Annotated in this window: 12 protein-coding genes and 1 pseudogene; 4 read left to right on the forward strand and 9 right to left on the reverse strand. The window is 33.2% G+C overall.

The annotated features are described in order from the left end of the window. Nucleotides 1-186: 186 nt before the first annotated feature. Entirely contained in the window at nucleotides 187-5295 is a 5109-nt protein-coding gene (locus DFQ10_RS01090) for a reprolysin-like metallopeptidase (RefSeq protein WP_115815584.1), read from the forward strand. 533 nt (nucleotides 5296-5828) lie between these two features. Further along, nucleotides 5829-8168, forward strand: a complete 2340-nt coding sequence (locus tag DFQ10_RS01095; RefSeq protein ID WP_115815585.1) for a GEVED domain-containing protein — start codon at nucleotides 5829-5831, stop codon at nucleotides 8166-8168. Here the strand turns inward: DFQ10_RS01095 and DFQ10_RS18695 are convergent. Beyond that, nucleotides 8169-8380 (reverse strand): annotated as a pseudogene (locus DFQ10_RS18695) (3'-5' exonuclease); the annotation flags it as partial. A 224-nt stretch (nucleotides 8381-8604) separates the two neighbouring features. On the opposite strand from DFQ10_RS18695, the gene DFQ10_RS01105 reads away from it, so the two are divergent. Then, nucleotides 8605-12603: an immunoglobulin-like domain-containing protein gene (locus tag DFQ10_RS01105; RefSeq protein WP_115815586.1), complete on the forward strand. Its 3999-nt coding sequence runs from the start codon at nucleotides 8605-8607 to the stop codon at nucleotides 12601-12603. A gap of 55 nt (nucleotides 12604-12658) precedes the next feature. On the opposite strand, the gene DFQ10_RS01110 is transcribed toward DFQ10_RS01105, so the two are convergent. The 8 genes from DFQ10_RS01110 to hemB all read right to left on the reverse strand — a co-directional run bounded on the left by DFQ10_RS01110 (nucleotide 12659) and on the right by hemB (nucleotide 19787). Next, nucleotides 12659-13372, reverse strand: coding sequence for a 3'-5' exonuclease (locus tag DFQ10_RS01110; protein ID WP_115815587.1), 714 nt, complete (start codon nucleotides 13370-13372; stop codon nucleotides 12659-12661). A gap of 55 nt (nucleotides 13373-13427) precedes the next feature. Then, entirely contained in the window at nucleotides 13428-14567 is a 1140-nt protein-coding gene (locus DFQ10_RS01115) for a serine hydrolase domain-containing protein (protein WP_115815588.1), read from the reverse strand. Nucleotides 14568-14681: 114 nt separating this feature from the next. Continuing rightward, complete coding sequence (locus DFQ10_RS01120) at nucleotides 14682-15155, reverse strand: methylated-DNA--[protein]-cysteine S-methyltransferase (RefSeq protein ID WP_115815589.1); 474 nt, start codon at nucleotides 15153-15155, stop codon at nucleotides 14682-14684. Then, on the reverse strand, nucleotides 15155-16273 hold the full coding sequence (locus tag DFQ10_RS01125; RefSeq protein WP_115815590.1) for a CNNM domain-containing protein: 1119 nt from the start codon (nucleotides 16271-16273) through the stop codon (nucleotides 15155-15157). The genes DFQ10_RS01120 and DFQ10_RS01125 overlap by 1 nt, the downstream gene beginning before the upstream one ends. A 140-nt stretch (nucleotides 16274-16413) precedes the next feature. Continuing rightward, nucleotides 16414-16839: an Lrp/AsnC family transcriptional regulator gene (locus tag DFQ10_RS01130; RefSeq protein ID WP_147299158.1), complete on the reverse strand. Its 426-nt coding sequence runs from the start codon at nucleotides 16837-16839 to the stop codon at nucleotides 16414-16416. A gap of 211 nt (nucleotides 16840-17050) precedes the next feature. After that, nucleotides 17051-17917 carry a hypothetical protein gene (locus DFQ10_RS01135; RefSeq protein WP_115815592.1) on the reverse strand — a complete coding sequence of 289 codons (867 nt, stop codon included), beginning with the start codon at nucleotides 17915-17917 and terminating at the stop codon, nucleotides 17051-17053. A 23-nt stretch (nucleotides 17918-17940) separates the two neighbouring features. Beyond that, the gene (locus tag DFQ10_RS01140; RefSeq protein ID WP_115815593.1) at nucleotides 17941-18636 is read right to left on the reverse strand and encodes an Ig-like domain-containing protein; all 696 of its coding nucleotides are present in this window, start codon (nucleotides 18634-18636) and stop codon (nucleotides 17941-17943) included. 158 nt (nucleotides 18637-18794) lie between these two features. Further along, a complete protein-coding gene (gene hemB, locus DFQ10_RS01145) occupies nucleotides 18795-19787 on the reverse strand; it encodes a porphobilinogen synthase (protein WP_115815594.1) in 993 nt (330 codons plus the stop codon). Nucleotides 19788-19899: 112 nt separating this feature from the next. Between hemB and DFQ10_RS01150 the strand changes: the two genes are divergently transcribed. Next, nucleotides 19900-22536, forward strand: a complete 2637-nt coding sequence (locus DFQ10_RS01150; protein ID WP_115815595.1) for a DEAD/DEAH box helicase family protein — start codon at nucleotides 19900-19902, stop codon at nucleotides 22534-22536. Nucleotides 22537-22542: the final 6 nt, after the last annotated feature.

Here is a 22542-nt window from a genome sequence, read left to right on the forward strand (position 1 = left end):
CAAAAACGTCATTGTAAAAGCTGTTTTTTGACAAAATTTTAATATTTTCCGATGATTTTTTTATTAAATATTAACCTCAATTTTATCAATTAGTATAAAAAAACCATTCCTAAGTGTGTTTAATGTGAGTTTTGAATAAAAACATTAGCATATTGTATTACTTGAAATTTGTATTAAACTGCAATTATGAATAAACAAATTACACTATTTTTAGTGCTAATACTTCTGTTTTTGAGCATGGATTTATTTGCTCAAAATAATTTTTGGACAAATTCTACAGCTTCCGATTTTAGAGCCACATTAAAGCAACGGGTTTCCATGCCTTCAAAACATAGAACTATTGCATTGAATACAGAATCGTTTTTAGATTTTGTTTCTCAGGCAAAAGGAAGGTTTAGTGATAGTGGAGCAAATTCTTTGGTTATAAGTTTGCCTATGCCAAATGGTGAAAATGAAACATTTACTTTGGAAGATTCTGAATTAATGCATCCAGAATTGGCAGCAAAGTTTCCAGAATTAAAAACATATTCAGGAAAAGGTATAACTGATAGAACGGCTTCTTTAAGGATAACATATTCTCCATATTTTGGATTTAATGGAATGATACTGTCTGGTGAACACAGTACAGTTTATATCGATCCTATTACTTCAGATAATCAACATTACATGTCGTATTTTAGAAATGATTTATCGCAATCGGCAATTGATTTTCAATGTACAACAGAGGAAGCTATTCTAGAAAATGTAGACTTAGATGGTTATAGTCAAAGAGCTCCTGCATTAGGTGATTGTAATTTAAGAAGATATAGATTAGCACAATCTTGTAATGGTGAATATGCACAATATCATATTGGCCAGGCTGGTGGCACAACAGGAACAACGGCAGGTGATAAAGCCATTGTACAAGCGGCTATGAATGTAACAATGAATCGTGTGAATGGTATTTACGAACGCGATTTAGGAATCACTTTACAAATAGTTGGTAATAATGATTTAATCATTTACTTGGATGCATCAACAGACCCTTGGACAAATGAATGGAATACTAAAACGGCAGAAACTATAGATGCGCAAATAGGAGTTTCAAATTATGATATTGGACATAACTTTAATACTACAGGAGGAGGAAATGCAGGATGTTTAGATTGCGTTTGCCTTTCAAATAGTCAAAACAATATTCACAAGGGTAGAGGTTATACAGGTCGTTCTGCACCTGTTGGAGATCCTTTTGATATCGATTATGTAGCGCATGAGATGGGTCATCAATTTGGAGGATACCATGTGCAGAGTAACAATAGCTGTCGTTCAGGTAGTGGTTCTACGGAAGTGGAAACAGGTAGTGGTAGTACCATTATGGGTTATGCAGGAATTTGTTCCGCTAACGTTCAAAATGCAAGTGATGATTATTTTGCTTATGTTAATATTAGAGATATTGTAGATTCTATAAATTATGGAAATGCAAGTGGTTGTGCAGAATTAATTGCTTCAGGAAATAGTGGGCCAGAAGCTGATGCAGGTTTAAATTATGCGATTCCAGCATCTACTCCATTTAAACTAGAAGGTATAGGAAGTGATCCAAACGATTCAGGACTGACTTATTGTTGGGAACAAAATGATCCGGAGAATCCGAGTTCTAATTCAGCTCCAGTGTCTACCAGAACTGTTGGGCCAATGTTTAGATCTATCGCGCCAGTTGCTGTTCCGTATCGTTATTTTCCTAATATTTCAGCAATAATTAATAATACAACTCCAACTTTTGAGGTATTACCATCCATATCTAGAAGTATGGACTTTTCATTTATAGTAAGAGATAATAATTCAGTTTCTGGCTGTACAGCAAGTGACTTAATGACGGTGACAACTGTTGCTTCTGCTGGTCCGTTTATTGTAACATCACCAAATACAAATGTGACATGGAATGCTGGTACGCTTCAAGATGTCACTTGGGATGTTGCAGGTACAACTGCTGCACCTATTAACTGTACTAATGTTGATATTTTCTTGTCAACAGATGGTGGTAATACTTATCCAATCACATTAGCAACAGGTGTAGCTAATAACGGTTCTTATTCAATTGTAGTACCAAACAATCAAGGTACTCAAAATAGAATAATGGTAAAGGCATCAAATAATATTTTCTTTGATATCTCTGATACTAATTTCACCATAGGAGTTCCTGTGGTTTGTAATGCAAATCTTCCGACTGGTTTATTAGCTTCGAATGTGGCATCAACGTCTGTAACATTAAGTTGGGATGAAGTATCTGGTGCAGCTTATGATTTAAGATATAGAGAAGTGGGCAGTTCAACTTGGACAACAATTTCAGTTGCAGCACTTTCATATAATTTAGCAGGACTAAATTCGGAAACAGATTATGAAGCACAAATACGAAGTAAATGTAATGATGGAGCTACTTCTGCGTATTCAAGTTCTGTACTTTTTACGACAACTGAAATTCCGCCATGTTCAGGAACACAAATTACAATCTTTCCTTATTTAGAAACATTTGATGCTGGAATAGGTGCATGGACTCAAGCTACTGGAGATGATGGTGATTGGACTTTGAATTCTGATGATACACCGAGTACAGGAACTGGACCATCTAACGATATTACCGGAGGAGGAAACTATTTCTACACTGAAGCTTCAACTGATGGATTAGATGCAAATGCTACGGTAATGTTAGTGAGCCCTTGCTTTGATTTAACATCTGTTACGTCAGGTGTTTTTTCTTTCTACTACCATATGCTTGGAGATAATATAGGGTCATTAGACTTAGAAGTTACAATTGATGATGGTGCTAACTGGATAAATGTATTTTCAGAATCTGGAAACATTGGAGATGTTTGGAATGCTCAAAATATAGATATAAGTAGTTATTTTGGTGAAATTGTAAAGTTTAGATTTATTGGGCTTACTGGTAATGATTTTAGTAGTGATATTGCTATTGACCATATTGGCATTGGAGATCCGATTACAGATAATATAGTACCAGTTATTACATTGAATGGCGATTCTATAATCAATTTAATTGTAGGTTCAACTTACACAGAATTAGGTGCAACTGCAACAGATAATTTTGATGGAGACATTACTTCAAGTATTGTAATTGGTGGTGATACTGTTGATTCAAATACGTTAGGCACTTATTTAGTTACCTTTAATGTGAGTGATACTGCTGGTAATGCTGCTGCTGAGGTTATAAGAACTGTAAATGTAGTTGAAGCAACCTACTGTGATTCTTCTGGGAATACATCCTATGAAACTGGTGTGACGCGAGTGATCTTTGGAACTATTGATAATGTAGATGGTTCTCCAAAAGATGTAGGTTATGAAGATTTTACAAATATTAGTACCGAAGTTTTACAAGGAACTAATGTGGATCTCACAGTTCATGTAGATACAGATGGAAACTATACGGTTCATACATTTGTTTGGATTGATTGGAATCATGATGCAGATTTTGATGATGTTGGTGAAGAATATGATTTGGGAGACATAGCAAATGTAGAAGATGGAGCTCTGCCTACTTTAGCTATTTCTATTCCCGAAAGTATGATTTTCGGTAATACAAGAATGAGAGTTTCTACTCAATATAATGCTAATCCAACAGCTTGTAATACAAATTTTGACGGAGAAGTAGAAGATTACACAGTTAATGTAAAATATGATGGATTATTGTTTTCCGAAGGTACTTGGGAACCAAATGCACCTTCAAATACAACTACAGCAGATAATGCACTTGTTTTAGATGGTACCTACACAGTAGGTTCTAATATTGCCTTAAATAATTTAACCGTTAATGATATAGCAACTATAGATATCTTGGAAGGGGAATCTATTGCATTAGCAGGAGACCTAGTAAACGATGGACATGTTATATTAAATTCAAGTTCAACAGAGTATTCTAGCTTAATTGTTAATGGTAATGTCACGGGAAATGTTGTTTATAAACGACATGTAAATGTCCATGCAAGTTCTGGTGAAAATGATTTGATTTCTGCGCCTGTAACAGGACAGACTTTTGGTGTTTTTGCTAATGCTAATGCAAATATTGTTTCAAATCCTAATACAGCTTCTGAAAAGCTTTTTGGGCCTTTTGATAAGGCAACAGAAACCTATTTAACTTATGATACAAATGTACCTTCTGAAGCCTCTACAATTCTCAATCCAGGGATTGGTTATAGATCAGCTTCTACAGATAATGGTACTTTTGAATTTAATGGCATTGTAAATACGGGAGTAATTACAATGACTATTTTAAACGCTGGAACTACTTATCCGGAATGGAACTTAATAGGAAATCCTTATCCTTCATATATAAAACTATCAGATTTTCTATCGACTAACATTAATGAGTTTTTATCTACAAGTGCTGCAATATATGGTTATGATGGAGATACATCAAACGGATGGAAAATTTGTAATTTGGCTTATGCAGCCATGAATCCGAACTCAATTATTACACCAGGACAAGGCTTTTTGGTATCTTCAAAAGCGGGAGGCGGAACTATGACTTTTGATCCAAGTTTTAGAGCAACGGCTTCTGGTGACCCACAACTTGATGATGATTTTATTGACGGCAGAGATAATGAAAGTAATGAAATCGCTTATTTAAAATTAGAAATGAATAGTAATTTGAATAGCTATAGTACAGATTTTTATTTCACGGATTTAGCTTCAAGTGGGTTAGACGTTGGTTATGATGCAAGTGCTTTTAATGGTGTAGCACCAGATTATGCTATTTATTCTCATTTAGTAGAAAATAGTACAGGTGTGGATATGTCTATTCAGTCTGTGAGTTTTAATGATGTAAACAATAGTCTTGTCATTCCGTTGGGTATAAATGCGGCACAGGGAGAACAAATCACAGTGAGTATGCCTAATAATACTTTATCAACTGATGTTGAGGTGTATTTGGAAGATAACCTTACAAATACGTTTACACTGCTTAACTCTAATGATTATAGTTTTACTACAGGCGATAATCTTTCAGGAATAGGCCGCTTTTATTTAAGATTTGAAGCTGAAGCTTTAGATATTATTGATAATGAGTTAAGCACATTACTTGTTTATACCTCAGATAGTCCAAAACAAATTTTTATAGAAGGATTATTAGAGAATACTACAAAAGCAATACTCTATGATGTACAAGGAAGAGAAGTGTTATCTCAATTGCTTGATGTAAATGAAAATTTACAATTAATAGATGTTAATGATTTAAGTTCTGGAGTCTATGTTATTCATCTGCAAAGCACAACAAGAAGTATAAGCAGGAAGATTATTATTAAATAATCATGATTAAATGAAATAAAAAAGTCCAAATATTATATTTGGACTTTTTTATTTATAGAAATTTCATTTTTGAATTAATATACCTACTGGGAATTATAAAAATGAGGTCTATAAAATAGTTCTATTTTGTAAAAGTGAATGATCCATAAAATACGTTACTCCATAAATAAAGGCTATAAACTTCGCTGCCTTTAAAATCTTCTTTTGTGATGTATCTCTATTTTTTATAAACAAAAAATAGAGTATACCATTTATGTTCTATAATGAGTCCCAATTTCTTATGCCCTATACTTTTAGTTACTTAATACTTACATTTCTTTTTGTGATATACACTAATGCGCAATCGTCATTAACATATATTTTACTAAAAAGTAATACTTAATAAACTTCTTATCAACTTATAGGTAGATAGTGATTCATTCATCTACAGCAAACTGCAATCCATCGAAATTCAAAGCAATAACATGGAAATACGCATGATCTTTGCTTCAGATTTTAACCTATAACCATTAAATATTTAACCCCAATTTATTATGTTTTACAATTACCGTTATTTAATATTTGCATTTCTTTTTGTGATTCAAATTAATGCACAAGCGCCATCAACACCTTTTAATTTATTATCAAGTCATACAACAGCAACGTCCGTAGATTTGTTATGGGATGCTACTACAGATCCTGTTAGTGCAATTACTTATAATGTTTATAAAGATGGCATTTTTCTCATAAACACGTCATCTACATCTTATCAAGCTGTAGGATTGTCGGCAGATACCATGTATGTATTTACAGTTAAAGCTGAAGATGCTTCTGGTAATGAATCTTTAGCAAGTAATGAAGTTGCTATTGTTACTTTAATAAGTTATTGTACTTCTAATAGTAATGTATTTAATGAAGAATGGATAGGAAATGTTCAATTAAATACAATAGATAATAATTCTGATAATCTAGCTTACTCAGATTTTACTTCAGTTTCTACGCTTCTAAGTAAGGGAACGCAGTATACTATTTCTATAACGCCAGTATGGCCAAGTACAGTTTGGAATGAAGGTTATTCAGTTTGGATAGACTATAATAAGGATGGAGATTTTGAAGACACAGACGAGCAAGTATGGACACAAGGAGCTACAAAAAACACTCCAGTAATGGGTTCGTTTACTATACCTGCGTCTTCTATTAGTGGAGAAACTAGGATGAGAGTTTCAATGAAATATAATGCTATTCCTGCCTCTTGTGAAAACTTTACTTATGGAGAAGTAGAAGATTATACGGTTAATCTTGTTGGCTCTAATGATTTAATTTATACCAATGGTACTTGGACTCCTAACGCTCCTTCTAGTTCAGCAAGTACTAACGATGTATTAATTTTAGATGGAAATTATGACATAGATTCAGATGTTGTAGTTAATAATATTGAAGTTTCTGAAAATGCAACAATCACTGTTCTAAAGAATGGTTCATTAACAGTAGACGGTAATTTAATTTCTAATGGAAATGTAACGTTAGAATCAGATTCTAATGAATATTCAAGTTTAATTGTAGAAGGCTATGTTGTTGGAGATGTAGTTTATAAGCGTCACGCCAATGCATCTAGTGGCGGAAAAGATTTAATTGCGGCTCCTGTTTTAGGACAGCAATTTAATGATTTTCAAACAGCAAACTCTAATATAGTGAGCAATGGTGATGGTACATTATACTTATTTGGACCTTTTGAAAAACCTACAAACGCTTATGTTACTTATGCAAACACTGAAACAGCAAAACTGACAGCTTCAAAAGGTTATCGTACAGCTTCTACGGATAATGATACTTTTACGTTTACAGGTTTAGTAACAACTAAAGATGTGTCTGCACCAGTATTTATCTCTGGCCCAACAACACCAGAATGGAATCTAATAGGTAATCCATACCCATCTTACATTAGTCTTAAGGAATTTTTAAGTTTAAATAATTCGAAATTTAATACTGAGCGTGCAGGTGTTTATGGATATGATGGAGATGCTTCTAATGGTTGGACAATTTGGAACCAAGCATACGTTGATGCAAATCCCGATGCTAAAATTGCACCAGGACAAGGGTTTTTAGTAGGTACAAATACAGATGGGATTAATTTTGAATTTACGCCTTCAATGCGTGTTCTTGGTAATACTGATGATTTCATTGCAGGTAGACAACTAGTTACAAGTATTTCACATTTACAAGTTATGCTTTCTAATACATCTAACTTTTATAAAACAGATTTCTATATTACTGATAATGCAACATTAGGTCAAGATCCTAATTACGATTCTGAAATATTTGGAACATCTCCATCATTTGCCTTATACTCACATTTAGTTGAAGATAATTCAGGTAAAGCAATTGGAGTACAATCTATAGGAAATACAAGATTATCTGATGTTGTAATTCCTTTAGGAGTAAATATTGAAAGCGGAGAACAAGTAACGTTTAGTATTTCTGAAACGACCCTTAGTGGAGATGTTAATGTTTATTTAGAAGATAGAATATCAAACACATTTACGGCATTAAATAATTTAGACTACACTTTTACCTCAGATGTTGAGTTAAATGGGACAGGACGTTTTTACCTTAGATTTGCTGAAGAAAGCACGCTAGATATTAACAATAATGAATTATCTAATATTAAAATCTACAATGCTAATGCATCAAAAACGATTGTTGTTAAAGGTGAATTGAGTACTAATTCTAGATTATCAATCTACGATGTACAAGGTCGATTGATAAAGGTAGAAATGTTGGAAACAAATCTTAGATCACAATCTATAAATGCGTCTTATTTAAGCACAGGTATTTATGTGGTGAAATTAAATAATGATTTGCAAGAGAAGGTTCAGAAAATAATAATAAAGTAATTAAATGTGCTTAATTTCATTATCATGCAGTAGTTCATCTCCTCTTAATCTTAAGAATATTTTAGCTACTGCAATGGTATCTTTTTCACAATACACAACAATTCTGTCAATCTCAATCTTTTTTCTTTATAAGACACACGGAAGACTTCACTGTCATCAATATCATCTTTTGGAGATGGAACAACTAATATGTTAGTTAATAATTTTAAATTTAGTCTTTAAAAAATTAAATATTTAATGATTCAATCGCAAGTAATTTTTCGTTTCCATAGGTAAATGTAGTTGTTTTCTTCAATGGTGCTGTGGTAAAACCGTAACCATAAAAAACATTGCTGTTTTTTATCAAAAACACTTTATTAAAATTTTTATATTAACAAAATTTTAATAATTTCATGCGTATTTTAAAAATAATTAACCCAAAATTTTATCAATTAGCATGAAAAAAAACTATTTTAATGGTTTTTGTGTAATTTTACTTATGTTGTCCGTTCTCACAACTTATGCACAAACAAATCTTCAGAAAGAACAAATTACAAGCAGGTATAATAAACAAGTTATTCAAGACTTGAGTAAAAATTTTAATGAACAAGCTAAAGTGGAGAAAGCTAATGCAACAAGACTAGCTTTGCTTAACGGATGGCCACTTATTATTAAAACTGAGGATTCTTATATGGAACTTCAAAAAATTTCTTCAGAAGGTAAACCAATTTATTACACAACTTTTAATGTAGCGGCTGCGAAATCTACAAGAGCAAATCATTTAAATTCTGGTGGCTCATTAGGATTAAGTTTAGATGGTCAAAATATGACTGCTCATGTTTGGGATGGTGGCTTAGCTCGAGCTTCGCATCAAGAGTATGATGGTGCTGGTGGTAACAATAGATTTTCTATTGGAGATGGCACAACAACACTAAATTATCATTCAGCACATGTTACAGGAACCATTATTGCATCTGGTGTGGTTGCTAATGCAAAAGGAATGGCTCCTCAAGCAAGCGCAGTCGGTTACGAATGGAATAATGATACTTCAGAGGCTACAACGGCTGCTGGAAATGGAATGTTAGTTTCAAATCATTCTTATGGCTATGCTACAAGAAATGCGCAAGGTCAGCCACAATTACCAGATTATTATTTTGGTGGTTATATTACCGATTCTAGAGATTGGGACAATATTATGTTTAATGCGCCTTACTATTTAATGGTTGTAGCTGCTGGAAATGATGGTTCTGATAATACGGCAAATGGAGCACCTTTAGACGGAAATTCTTCTTATGATAAGCTTTCGGGTCATGCAACTGCTAAAAATAATATGGTAGTAGCAAATGCAAATGATGCAAATGTTGATGCGAATGGAAACTTAGTTAGTGTTACTATTAATAGTAGTAGTAGTGAGGGCCCAACAGATGATTATAGAATTAAGCCAGACATTACAGGAAATGGAACTTCGGTTTATTCAACATATGAGTCTAGTGATACAGCATATAACAGTATCACAGGAACATCTATGGCATCACCAAATGTTGCTGGTTCTTTATTGTTATTGCAACAACATGCTAACAATGTAAATGGAAGCTATATGAGAGCTGCCACTTTAAAAGGATTAGCTCTTCATACAGCAGATGATGCAGGATCTAATGGTCCTGACGCTATATTTGGTTGGGGATTAATGAATAGTAAGAGTGCTGCAGAAGCTATTACAAATAATGGAAATGAATCTAAAATAGAAGAATTAACATTATCTAATGGACAGTCTTATCAAATTACAGTAGATTCTGATGGTGTAAATGATTTATATGCGTCAATTTCATGGACAGATAGAGCTGGAACTGCTACAACTACAGCTAATTCTAATTCAGCTGTTTTGGTTAACGATTTAGATATAAGAGTAACTAAAGGGGGTACAACACATACACCATGGAGATTAACAGGAGTTACTACTAATGGGCAAGGAGACAATTCAAAAGACCCTTATGAAAGAGTAGATATAGCCAATGCTTCAGGAACGTACACAATTACTGTTACGCATAAAGGTACATTAACAGGTGGAAGCCAAAACTATTCATTAATTGTTACTGGATTATCAGGAACACCAATAGTTTGTAGCGCAACTACCCCAACAGGATTATCTGTTGACGGTTTTGGATCATCAACAGCAACAGTATCTTGGGATGCTGTACCAGGAGCATCATATGATTTTAGATATCGTCAAGCAGGAACATCAATCTGGATAACATCTTCAGTTTCTGGAACATCAACGTCTTTATCAGGTTTAACTCCAGAAACATCATATGAAGTACAAGTAAGAAGTATGTGCGCTGATAATTCTACATCTTCATATTCGAGTTCTGCAAACTTTACAACTACCGAAGTGCAGCTCAATTATTGCGCATCTACAAGTAGTAATGTTAATGATGAATATATTAGCCGTGTTCAATTAGGAACCATTGATAATGCGTCTGGCGGGCAATTTTATTCAGATTTCACAAATATTTCAACTGTATTAAGGCAAGGTGATAGCTATACAATTACAGTGACTCCAACTTGGACAGGAACTGCATATGCAGAAGGTTATTCAGTTTGGATAGATTACAATCATGATGGTGATTTTATAGATTCTGGGGAACAAGTTTGGTCTCAGGCAGCAATTCAAACCTCACCAGTAAGTGGTAGTTTTACAATTCCATCAGGAACGTATTCTGGGAATACAAGAATGCGTGTTTCTATGAGTTATAATGCTATTCCTACGGAATGTCAAGCATTTACTTATGGTGAAGTTGAAGATTACACAGTAAACCTTACAGCAGGAACGCCAGATACTATAGCACCAGTTATTACGTTAAATGGCGCTTCAACAATTAACTTAGAAGTTGGTGATACTTACAGTGAGTTAGGTGCAACAGCAACAGATAATATTGATGGTAATTTAACATCGAGCATAGTAATTACAGGAACTGTTAATACAAATTCAGCTGGAACATACACTAAATATTATAATGTTAGTGATGCAGCAGGAAATGTAGCAACACAACGCACTAGAACTGTTGTTGTAACGCAACCAGCAGATACAACTGCACCAGTGATTACATTAAATGGAGCATCAACAATTAACTTAGAAGTTGGTGATAATTACAGTGAGTTAGGAGCAACAGCGACAGATAATGTTGATGGAAACTTAACATCGAGTATTGTAATTACAGGAACTGTTAATACAAATTCAGCAGGAACTTATACAAAATATTACAATGTGAGTGATGCCGCAGGAAATGCAGCAACGCAACGTACGAGATCAATTATTATAACACAACCTACTACAGGTAGTGGATGTACAGGAGGTATTACTACTTTTCCATATTCTGAAAGTTTTGAAAATACTTTAGGTGCTTGGTCTCAGGGTTCAGGGGATGATTTTAACTGGGCAACAAGAAGTGGAACTACACCATCAAGTAATACAGGCCCTTCTAGTGCTGATTCAGGTTCTTATTATATTTACATGGAGTCTTCTTCTCCTAACTATTCAACTAAAAGAGCAATTTTAAACTCACCTTGTTTTGATTTAAGTGCTGCATCTCAGGCAACCTTTGAATTTAAGTATCATATGTATGGGACTTCTGCAATGGGAAGTTTAGCTTTAGAATTAAGTGATAATAATGGAGCGTCATGGACAAGTATTTGGAGTGCGTCTGGCAATCAAGGAAACTCTTGGTTAACGGCTAGTGTAGATTTAGCTGCTTATGTTGGTGGTTCTATTCAATTACGTTTAAATGGTATCACAGGAACGACTTGGCAAGGAGATATGGCTGTAGATGCAATTAACTTATCTACAGGTGGTGGAACTGGTCCTACATGTTCTAACGTATCACTTTCACTTACTTTTGATAACTATCCAGAGGAAACGGCTTGGAGTGTTATAAATGCTTCTGGTAGTACAGTGGCTTCAGGTGGAACTTATGATTCTCAAGCAGATGGTTCTACTTTAAATATTAATGTAGGATGTTTAGATGATGGATGTTATGATTTTATTATTACTGATGTTTATGGTGATGGTATTTGCTGTTCTTATGGAAATGGGTCTTACACGTTAACAAATTCTGATACTGGCATTACATTGGTTTCAGGAGCACAGTTTACAAGTTCTGAAACTACTAATTTCTGTTTGGGTAATGCCTTCACAAATTTTGGACAAAACCCAGGAACGATTTCTGATAATCCAAACCAATTCTTTAAAGTATATCCAAATCCTGTTAAGCAAACGCTTAATATTAATTTAGCTGGTTTTGAAGTACAAACCTTTGAAATTAAAAACATGTTAGGACAAACCGTTTTAAAAGGTCGATACACATCTGCTATAGATGTATCTAAATTTGAAAGTGGTGTTTATATCTTACAATTAAATATTGGTGAAAAAACCAAAATAAAGAGATTTATTAAGGATTAATATCTTAATAAATTAGTTAAAAAGGAAAAGTCCAGATTTAAAATCTGGACTTTTTTTATATGTGTTTTATTTCATTGTCTTGAAGTAAATCGTCTCCTCGTAATCTTAAGAAAATTTGAGCCACAGCAATGGTATCTTTTTCACAATACACAATAATGCGATCGACTTCTTTCTCTTTATAATAAACACGATAAACTTCACTACCATCAATATCATCTTTTGGTGATGGAATGCCTAGAACGTTAGTTAATAGTTTTAAAGAGGTATATGTTTTATAGTCACCAAATTTCCAGAGTTCTAAAGTATCTAAGTGAGGTACTTCCCAAGGCTTTTTACCAAAGAGATTCAATTTGTATGGTAATTCGATGTTATGAATAATCATTCTCCTTGCGATGTACGGAAAATCGAATTCCTTGCCATTATGAGCACACAATAAATGCTTGTTTGAACTGAAATGTGAAATCAGAAGATTTTTAAAGTCTTTCAATAGTTTTACTTCTTCGCCATAGAAAGAAGTCACTCTAAAGTTTCTAGATTCACCTTCCATTTTAAAATAACCTACAGAAATACAAACAATTTTTCCGAACTCAGCCCAAATGCCTGCTCTGTCGTAAAACTCTTCTGCTGTAAATTCTTCCTTTCTTTGGTAACGCGATTTCGCATCCCAAAGGTCTTGTTTGGTTTTATCTAAATCAGAGAAGTTTTCTGTTTCCGGAACGGTTTCTATATCTAAGAATAGAATGTTTTCTAGGTTGAGTTTGCTAATCATGTCTTGTTAGTGTATTAGACCTGATGGGTTTCAAAAACATGTCAGGATTTATAAATTATTTCTTCATCATCGCATAAGCTTCATCAATATAAACATAAAAATCCGAAGGGAAAAAATTAACTTTTTCAGAACTTCTATGATGTCCTAGTCTGATAATGATTACGTTATCTTCAGGAATTGTAATTACATATTGTCCTAAAATACCAATCATGGCAAAAGTGTGCTTGTTATTATAATCACTAACCCAAAAGCCATAACCATAAGGTTGACCTTTAAATCTAGATTGCGTTGATGTGGCTACAAAAGTAGAATCTAGTAGTTGTTTACCATTCCATTTTCCATGGTCTTTATAAAGCTTTCCAAAACGACCAAAATCGCGAGCATTACTAGAAATACAACAAAAGGCTTTTGCTAGTTTATTTTCATCATCATCTAATTGCCACAACGCATCACTTTGAGCTCCTAATGGTTGCCAGAAACTCTCAGAAAGATAGTCTGCTAATTGTTTTCCGGTAGCCTTTTTAATAACCATACCAAGCAGTTGTGTGCTTCCACTTAAATATTCAAATTCTTTACCTGGCGTTTTTATGACTTTCTGATTTAAAATGGTTTCGGCTAAATCATCATCGTAATTTGCTCTTGCAGTAATCGAAAATGGACTTGTATAAGATTCTACCCAGTCTAAGCCAGAAGACATTGACGATAAATCGCCAACAGTAGTTTTTGAGTCTTTAAATTGTGGGTAAAAATCGCTAACTGGTTGGTCTAAGCTCTTAATATATCCATCCATTATAGCTTTGCCAAGTAATGCTGAGGTTATACTTTTAGCCATTGAAAATGAGTTGGTTTTAGAATCTTTACTGTAATCCTCGGCATAGTTTTCATAAAAAATACTATCATTTTTTATAATTAAATATGCAATTGTGCCATACGCATCATTTATTGCTTTTAATCCATCTGTGGCAGTTACAGCGTTGTAATTTTTGTGTAACGGCCAAGTATCTGTTTTTAATCCTTTTTTAATAGTGTCGTTTTCAAAATAAGGATAGTCATCAATAAAAGCTGTAGAATGACCTGTGAAATACACAACGCGTACACCTTTTAAAATGTAGTCGTAATCAAAAATATAAGAGGAGATAACGAGTATCGCAATTATTCCGATAAACCATTTTAATAATTTTTTGATGAATTTCATGCGTTTATTTTTATTGTTTTGCTATTCGCTATTTTAGGGCTTGATTATTTGATAGGTATGTAGGATACTCTTCTTGTAAGAACTATTTAAAAATTAAATATAGTAAAATTTTGACTAGAAAAGTGACTGTTGTTTGTACTCGCTTTCGTGATTTAGCAACCACTGTTTTCTGTGTAATCCACCAGCATAACCTGTAAGGCTCCCATCACTTCCGATGACTCTGTGGCATGGCACAATAATCCAAAGTGGATTTTTACCATTGGCACTTGCAGCAGCTCGTATAGCTTTTACATCACCTAATTGTTTGGATAATTGTAAATATGAAATGGTCTTACCAAAAGGAATGGTCTCTAGAGTTTTCCATACTTTTTTCTGAAACACAGTGCCTTCAACATTCAATTTTAAGTCGAAATTTTTTCGGGTTTCATTGAAGTATTCTTTAAGTTGAATAACGCAATCTAATAAGGATTCAGGGATGGTATCTGATAGTTCTTCTTTTGTGTCTAATATTGAAACTGAAGTAATACCATTGTCGTCTCCAACAATTTTGGCATGTCCAAGAGGTGTTTCAATATAGCATGTTTGCATTAATTTTCAGGCTTATCATTATCAATTATACCTAGACGTTTTGCTCTAGATTCCCAACTTTTTCGAGCTAGCAATTGTAAATCAGAAACATTATCACTTTCATCCATAATTTCTAGTCCAAGAAGTGTTTCTATAACATCTTCCATAGTTACTAAACCACTTACCGAGCCGTATTCATCTACCACTAAAGCTAAGTGGTTTCTACTTTCTACTAATTGCTCAAATAATGTTGGTATTGGTAAATCTCTATTTACAATTATGATACTTCTCTTAATTTCAGACAATAATTTAGAACCATTACCTAGTGCCATTTCTTTAAAAACTTCAGCCTTTAAAACTAAACCTGTAATATTGTCTGCATCATTTGTAAACACAGGGATTCTAGAAAATCGAACATTAGAATTGGCTTCGAAAAAAGCTTCAATCGTCATACTTTCGTCCTCAGTTTTCATTACTGTACGAGGTGTCATAACATCTTTGGCCTGTACTTCTTTAAAGTTAAGTAAGTTCTTAATGACTTTACTTTCGCTTTCTTCAAAAACACCTTCTTCGTGTGCAATATCTGCCATTGCCACAAAACTTTCTCTACTTAAAACACTACCGTGACCTTTACCACCAATTAGTTTAGTGGCTAGTTGAAGTATCCATAAAATACCAGTCCATTTTAATGGAAATATTAGAATGTTTAAGGCTTTTGCTGTAAAATTAGATAATTGTCTCCAATAGGTTGCTCCAATAGTTTTTGGAATAATTTCTGAAGCGACTAATATTAGGATTGTCATTACTGTAGAAACAACTGCAACCATAATGTCTTCTGTAAACTCAAAACCTAAAATAGAACGTTTTGTGCTACCGTAAAGCTCAGCATAAGCCACTTTAGCTTGTACACCAACTAATATAGCACCAACGGTATGCGCTATAGTGTTTAAGGTTAGAATAGCAATTAGTGGACGATCTACATCTTTTTTTAGTTCCTCTAATTCAAGAGCATAAGCTTTGCCTTCCTTCTTTTTAAGATTAAGAAAAGTAGGTGTAATACTTAAAAGCACAGCTTCTAAAATAGAACATAAGAATGAAAAAAAGATGGATATGACAGCGTAAAAAATGAGTAAGCCCATTAATGTTTTGAAGTTTAGTTAGTGCGAAGTTACGAAATCAATAGCTAAACATCATAAGCTATTTTGATGCATTATACTATTAGAGCGTTTAAAACTAGAAAATTAAAATAATTAAGTGAAATTTTTGACTAAATTTAAAATTAGCTTTCTAAAATAATATTAGTGTTTGGCACTCCATATTGCGAAATACGTTCTAATAAAGTCACTAAATCTTTGTTGCTTTTAAAATAGGCCAAAATACACAAACTATCTTCTCCTGTAATGCGATCACAACGCTGAACTTCTTCTATATTTTTAATTTGATTAGAGGCTGTTCTTAAAGTACTAGATTGATGGATTTTTAGATTGATATAAGCTTTAACATTAACTCCAAATTTTTCATGATTAAGATGAAGCGAATACCCTAAAATAAAACCTTTTTCTTCCAATTGTTTTACGCGTTTTCCAACAGCTGGAGCCGATAAATCTACAGATTTTCCGATGGTTGCAAATGACTCTCGTGCGTTTGCACTTAGCATTTTAATGATTTTCTCGTCAATAGTGTCCATTTGTATTTTCGGAATCAATTTATTGGTTATTCGATTGATTCGAAACTAAATATAGTAAATTTAATTGGATTATTAATCAAAAGTCAGTGATCGTTGAGTGATTTTACAGCATATTTTTAAAAATAACATGTAATAAGATGAACTATTACTTATTTTATTTATTCAAAATAAATAGGATACTTTGAATTCAATAAGAAGCAATAAATCAATTCGAGTTTTGGAATGTTTTCTACTTTATATCTAAAAATACTCCTGCACTAAATGATGGATTGGCTGCAATAATTTTTCCACTAAGAAGTGAGGTGTAATTTAATGATACTCCTAATTTTTTATTTATATAATAAGAAACTTCTGCGCCAAGATTTACATATTCTATATTATTAGCGAATATACTGCCTTGAGAATTTTGAGCATTTAAACTTCCATTGTGCAATGATTGAGAGGTCCCTAATCTACCAATTAACCAAAATTTGTTTTTTACTAATTGCGTGCCTATTTCTAATCCTGAGTTTATTTGGTCTGAGAAATCATTCGTTCTATTGTTAAAACCTAAATAGGCTTTACCATAAAACGACTGATTATAAATGTTGAATGATTTACCTAGATTAAGTTGTAATAATTGATTGAATTCACCATCACCTGTTTGAAAACTTCCGTCAGAACCACCTTCGCTTTTACCTGTTGGAAGTCCTAGTTTAAATGTAGCAGATAATGCCCAAGAATTCTTATTTAAGATACTGTAACTGACGCCTAAATCAATATCTCCAATAGAATTTACAGCTTCTCCTTTAGTTAAAACCTGACCTGTAGTTCCAGAAACAATATCATTTTGAGTTGTCCTTGAGAAAAAAGGAATGTATGCGATTAAATCCCATTTTTTAGTCAGTCCATATTGGCCATAAAAATTGAAATTAAAATTTGTTCTAGTAGCATTAGGATCTTTATCTCCTGTGTCTGTATAGTGTTCGTCTGATTCTAAATACCAAGCAGAGACTTTATAATAGCCTTTACCTTTATCTTTTGTCCATTGAGAAAAAGAAAGTTGAAAACTGAATAGAATGATTGCTAGTGTAGCGACTAATTTTTTAATTGTCATTGTAGTTATCTAAAGGTGATGAATTAATCTAATATTTCGCCAGTTCCTACTTTTACACCAAAAGGTTGGCACCAATAAAGTAAATAAGCATAATCGTTAATATTAGTTTCAGGAATAGTATAAGTATGTGCACCATTAAAGACACTTACAGGTCCAACGCTATAAGCTCCAGAAATTGAATTCGGATTGTTGGTTAAGTATAAATAAAGTCCAGGTAAACTTGTTGTTGCTTGGTAGTCGCTATTTACAGAGAGTAGTAAGTTTTCTGAATTTTCTTGTTCTTCAAGTGTGAATGTGCCTGTGAGCAAATAACTGCTAGTAGTAACAATAGTTCCCGATTTTACAATGGGTTCTTCTATTACAATGGTACCATCGCCTAGGATAGTTATAGAAAAACTATCTTCTAGTAAAAAAGTGTCGTTTTGAGTATTTGCTGTTATCGTTGAAACACCTTCAGATATTGCGATAAGTAATCCCGAAGAATCAATACTAGCTACATTTTCGTTAGAGCTACTCCAATTAATACCGACGACTTCTTCAATTCCAATTGTATTAAAATAAGCAGTGTTAAGTTGATGTGTTTCGGAAATTGGTAATGAGTCGATAGGATTAAGAATTCTCAGCTCAGGTTCTATAAAATCATCAATAACATCTTCTCCTATGCAACTCGTTTGTAAAATGAATATTGATACAAACCAAAACGCGTACTTTCTTATCATAAAAATAGTTTTATGAATAAGTTGTCTTGATTATATTAAAACCCTTACAAAAGAATGTAATAATCTTAAATATTCAACAAAATGGTTAATTGATTTTTACAGCAATTTATTTCTGTTTATTGGATAATAGAAAGCTCTAGTAATTTTAAAATATTGATTTATCCGTTTATCAATTTCACCACATCCTTAGCAAAATAACTAGCAATAATATCAGCACCAGCACGCTTAATGGCAGTCACTTGTTCCATCATCACTGCATCATGGTCTAACCACCCTTTTTCAGCCGCAGCTTTTAGCATAGCATATTCACCAGATACTTGATAAACAGCCAAAGGGACATTAAAATTGTTTTTAATATCACGTACAATATCCAAATAACAAAGACCTGGTTTTACCATTACAATATCAGCTCCTTCGTTAATATCCATTTCGGTTTCTTTAATAGCTTCGTCTCTATTAGCAAAATCCATTTGATAGGTTTTTTTGTCCTTAGGAACATCTATCAAATCCACAGGTGCAGAATCTAAAGCATCTCTAAAAGGGCCATAAAATGCAGAGGCATATTTAGCCGAGTAACTCATAATACCAACATCAATAAGGTTAGATTGGTCTAAAGCTTCTCTAATACCTATAATACGACCATCCATCATATCACTTGGCGCCACAAAATCAGCACCAGCTTCTGCGTGAGACAAACTCATTTCAGCTAAAGCTTCAACAGTTGCGTCGTTTATTATTTTTCCACCTTCAACAATACCATCGTGTCCGTAAGATGAGTATGGGTCTAAAGCCACATCTGTCATTACTAACATTTGTGGGCAAACCTCTTTTACGGTTTTAATCGCATGTTGCATTAAGCCATTCGGGTTCCAAGCTTCTGTCCCTTTATTGTCTTTTAAGCTATCATCAACTTTTACAAATAGTAAAACTGATTTTAAACCTAAACTCCATAATAATTTCACCTCTTCTTTTAATAAATCTAAACTGAAGCGATAGTAATTTGGCATCGATGCAATTTCTTCTTTTACACCTTTGCCTTCAACAACAAAAAGTGGTACTAAAAAGTCATTCGGTGTAATGTAAGTTTCTCTAACTAAACTTCTAATAGCATCGTTAGTTCTTAGTCTTCGATTTCTTCTAATTGGAAACATGATTTTATATTTTGTAGACCTGTTAAGTTTTAGAAACCTAACGGGTTTTAATGTATGAGGATTATGATTACTTTTATCAAATACAAAGTTAACGATTAAAACCTATTATTGAGTGCTCAAATCCTTAGATGATTTAGAATTTATTTTTCCATGGCGAAGCTATCAGGCAGAACTTTTAAAACACTTTAATGGTCATATTGCAGACAACCATTTTCATGTAATTGCGCCTCCAGGTTCTGGAAAAACGATCTTAGGATTAGAAATAGTTAGGAAATTAGGAAAGAAAACACTGGTTCTAGCGCCAACGTTGACCATAAGAAATCAGTGGGAAGACCGTTTACAATCTTTTTTTACTGAGAATTGTGATTTTAAAGCCTATTCATTCGATATTAAAAATCCAAGTGATGTTACGTTTTCTACCTATCAATCGCTTCATGCTTTTTATAAAACCTTTGAAGATAAAACCGATTATTATCAATTCTTTAAAAAACATAATATTGAAACTTTAGTTTTAGACGAAGCACATCATTTAAAAAATGCGTGGTGGAATTGCTTAATGGATTTAAAACGGAATTCTGAGTTTTACATCGTAGCATTAACTGCAACACCACCTTATGATAGCAGTAGAGCAGAGGTGTCTAAATATTTTACGCTTTGTGGCGAAGTAGATGATGAAATTGCAGTGCCAGATTTAGTGCGCGAAGGGGATTTAAGTCCACATCAAGATTTTGTTTATTTCTCAAAACCTGAAGATTTAGAGATAAATTTTATCGTTGATTACAGACGAAATATTTCAGATTTTAAAGATGAATTATTAAAGGATGAAACCTTTATCAAATTCTTAATTGAACATCGTTTTTATAAAAATCCAAATTGGCATTTGGATGAACTCTATTCTAATACCGAATATTTTTCTGTGATTCTCATCTTTTTGTATGCTTGTGGCTTTGAAATAGACCATCAAAAATTGGAAGTTCTTGGTTTTGATGAAAAGGAAATGATTCAGTTTCCTGAGCTCAATTTGCATTGGCTTGGTATTTTGTTTCAGAATATCTTAGTTTCAGATAGAGAACAATTAATAGAGCAAGAGAAGTATGTTTCAACTTTAGAAAAACGACTAAGACGACTTCATGTTTTTGAGCGAAATTCAGTCGATTTTATTGGGGAACAACTGCTTTATAAATCCTTGTCTAACAGTCCAAGCAAGTTGAAAAGCATCGTTAGTATTGTTAAAGCAGAACGCGAAAGCTTAAAACGCGATTTAAGATGTGTGATTCTAACGGATTATATCCGAAAGGAATTTTTAAATATTAAAACTGAACAAATAGAAGATATAGATAAAATTGGTGTGCTTCCTATTTTTCAATATATAAGACATTATTGCAATAAACCTGAAGAATTAGCTGTGCTTTCTGGAAGTATTGTAATTATTCATCAATCCATTTTAAATGCTTTTGAAGCGATTGAATCTTTAGATAATTTTTCGTTTTCACCATTGCAAATCGATGCGTCGTTTTTATTGGTTACAGCGAAAGGAAAACCGAAAAACTCAATAGTTAGCATTATTACACAACTTTTTGAAGCTGGAAATATTAGAGTTTTAGTCGGTACAAAATCCTTGTTAGGTGAAGGTTGGGATGCGCCATCTATAAACAGTTTAATTCTGGCTTCGTTTATTGGTTCGTTTGTATCGTCTAACCAAATGCGAGGTAGAGCGATTCGGAAAGATGCAGATTCGCCTAAAAAAACCGGAAACATTTGGCACTTAGCTTGTGTGGACCCAACCGATTTAGATGGCGGAAAAGAAGTAGATACTTTAAAACGACGATTTGAAGCTTTTGTAGGTGTTACAAACAGTACGATTCCGTTTATTTCTAATGGCTTTGAACGGTTGAATATTCCTGATGAGATTCCTGTAGAATCTATTGAAGCATTAAACGAATCGACATTAAATGTTGCAACAAAGCGGATTTTAATTACCGAAAAATGGAATAATGCTATAGGAAAAGGCACGAAGCTAACCAAAGAAGTAAAGATTTTACATCAAGGAAAGCGACCATTTAAAAGACAAAAACAAATCTATTATTTTGATGTGCTTCGGTTTTTTGTGGTGGAATTGTTAATTACCATAACACTTTTTTATGTAGAATTTATAGCTAATAGTTTCAATCTCATTTTACAAAGAGGTGTGCTTTATTTTGTTTATGCATTTGTTGCTGCCTTTGTGGCTATGTTTGGTTTTAAGCTTTGGAAAGCGTTAAAACTCTACATTAGACATGGCTATTTGTATAAGAAAATTAAAAAAATGGGATTAGCTATTCTTGATACTTTGGATGAGTTGGGTTATATCACATCAAACAGAAACGACATTACAGTCAATTCTTATTTATTAGGAAAAGGCGATGTGGTTTGTAATTTAGTTGGTGCCAATGCGCTAGAAAATTCATTATTCACCAAAGCCTTGAGCGAGCTTTTAGAACCCATTGAATCACCTAGATATTTAATAATAAAAACGAATCTTTTTAGAAAGCATTTAGATGTTGAAAATTTCTATCCTGTACCAGAATTATTTGGTGATAAAAAGGACAATGCATTAGTGTTTCAAAAACATTGGAAACAGTATTTAGGGAAAAACAAATTATTATTTACCCGAAGTGTTAAGGGTAGAAAACTTCTATTAAAAGCACGATTGTTTCATATTTACAATGCGTTTAAAGAAGTGACTAAAGAAGTTATGGTTTGGAAATAAATTTAT

This window comes from Winogradskyella eximia, assembly GCF_003386165.1.
Taxonomy (GTDB): domain Bacteria; phylum Bacteroidota; class Bacteroidia; order Flavobacteriales; family Flavobacteriaceae; genus Winogradskyella; species Winogradskyella eximia.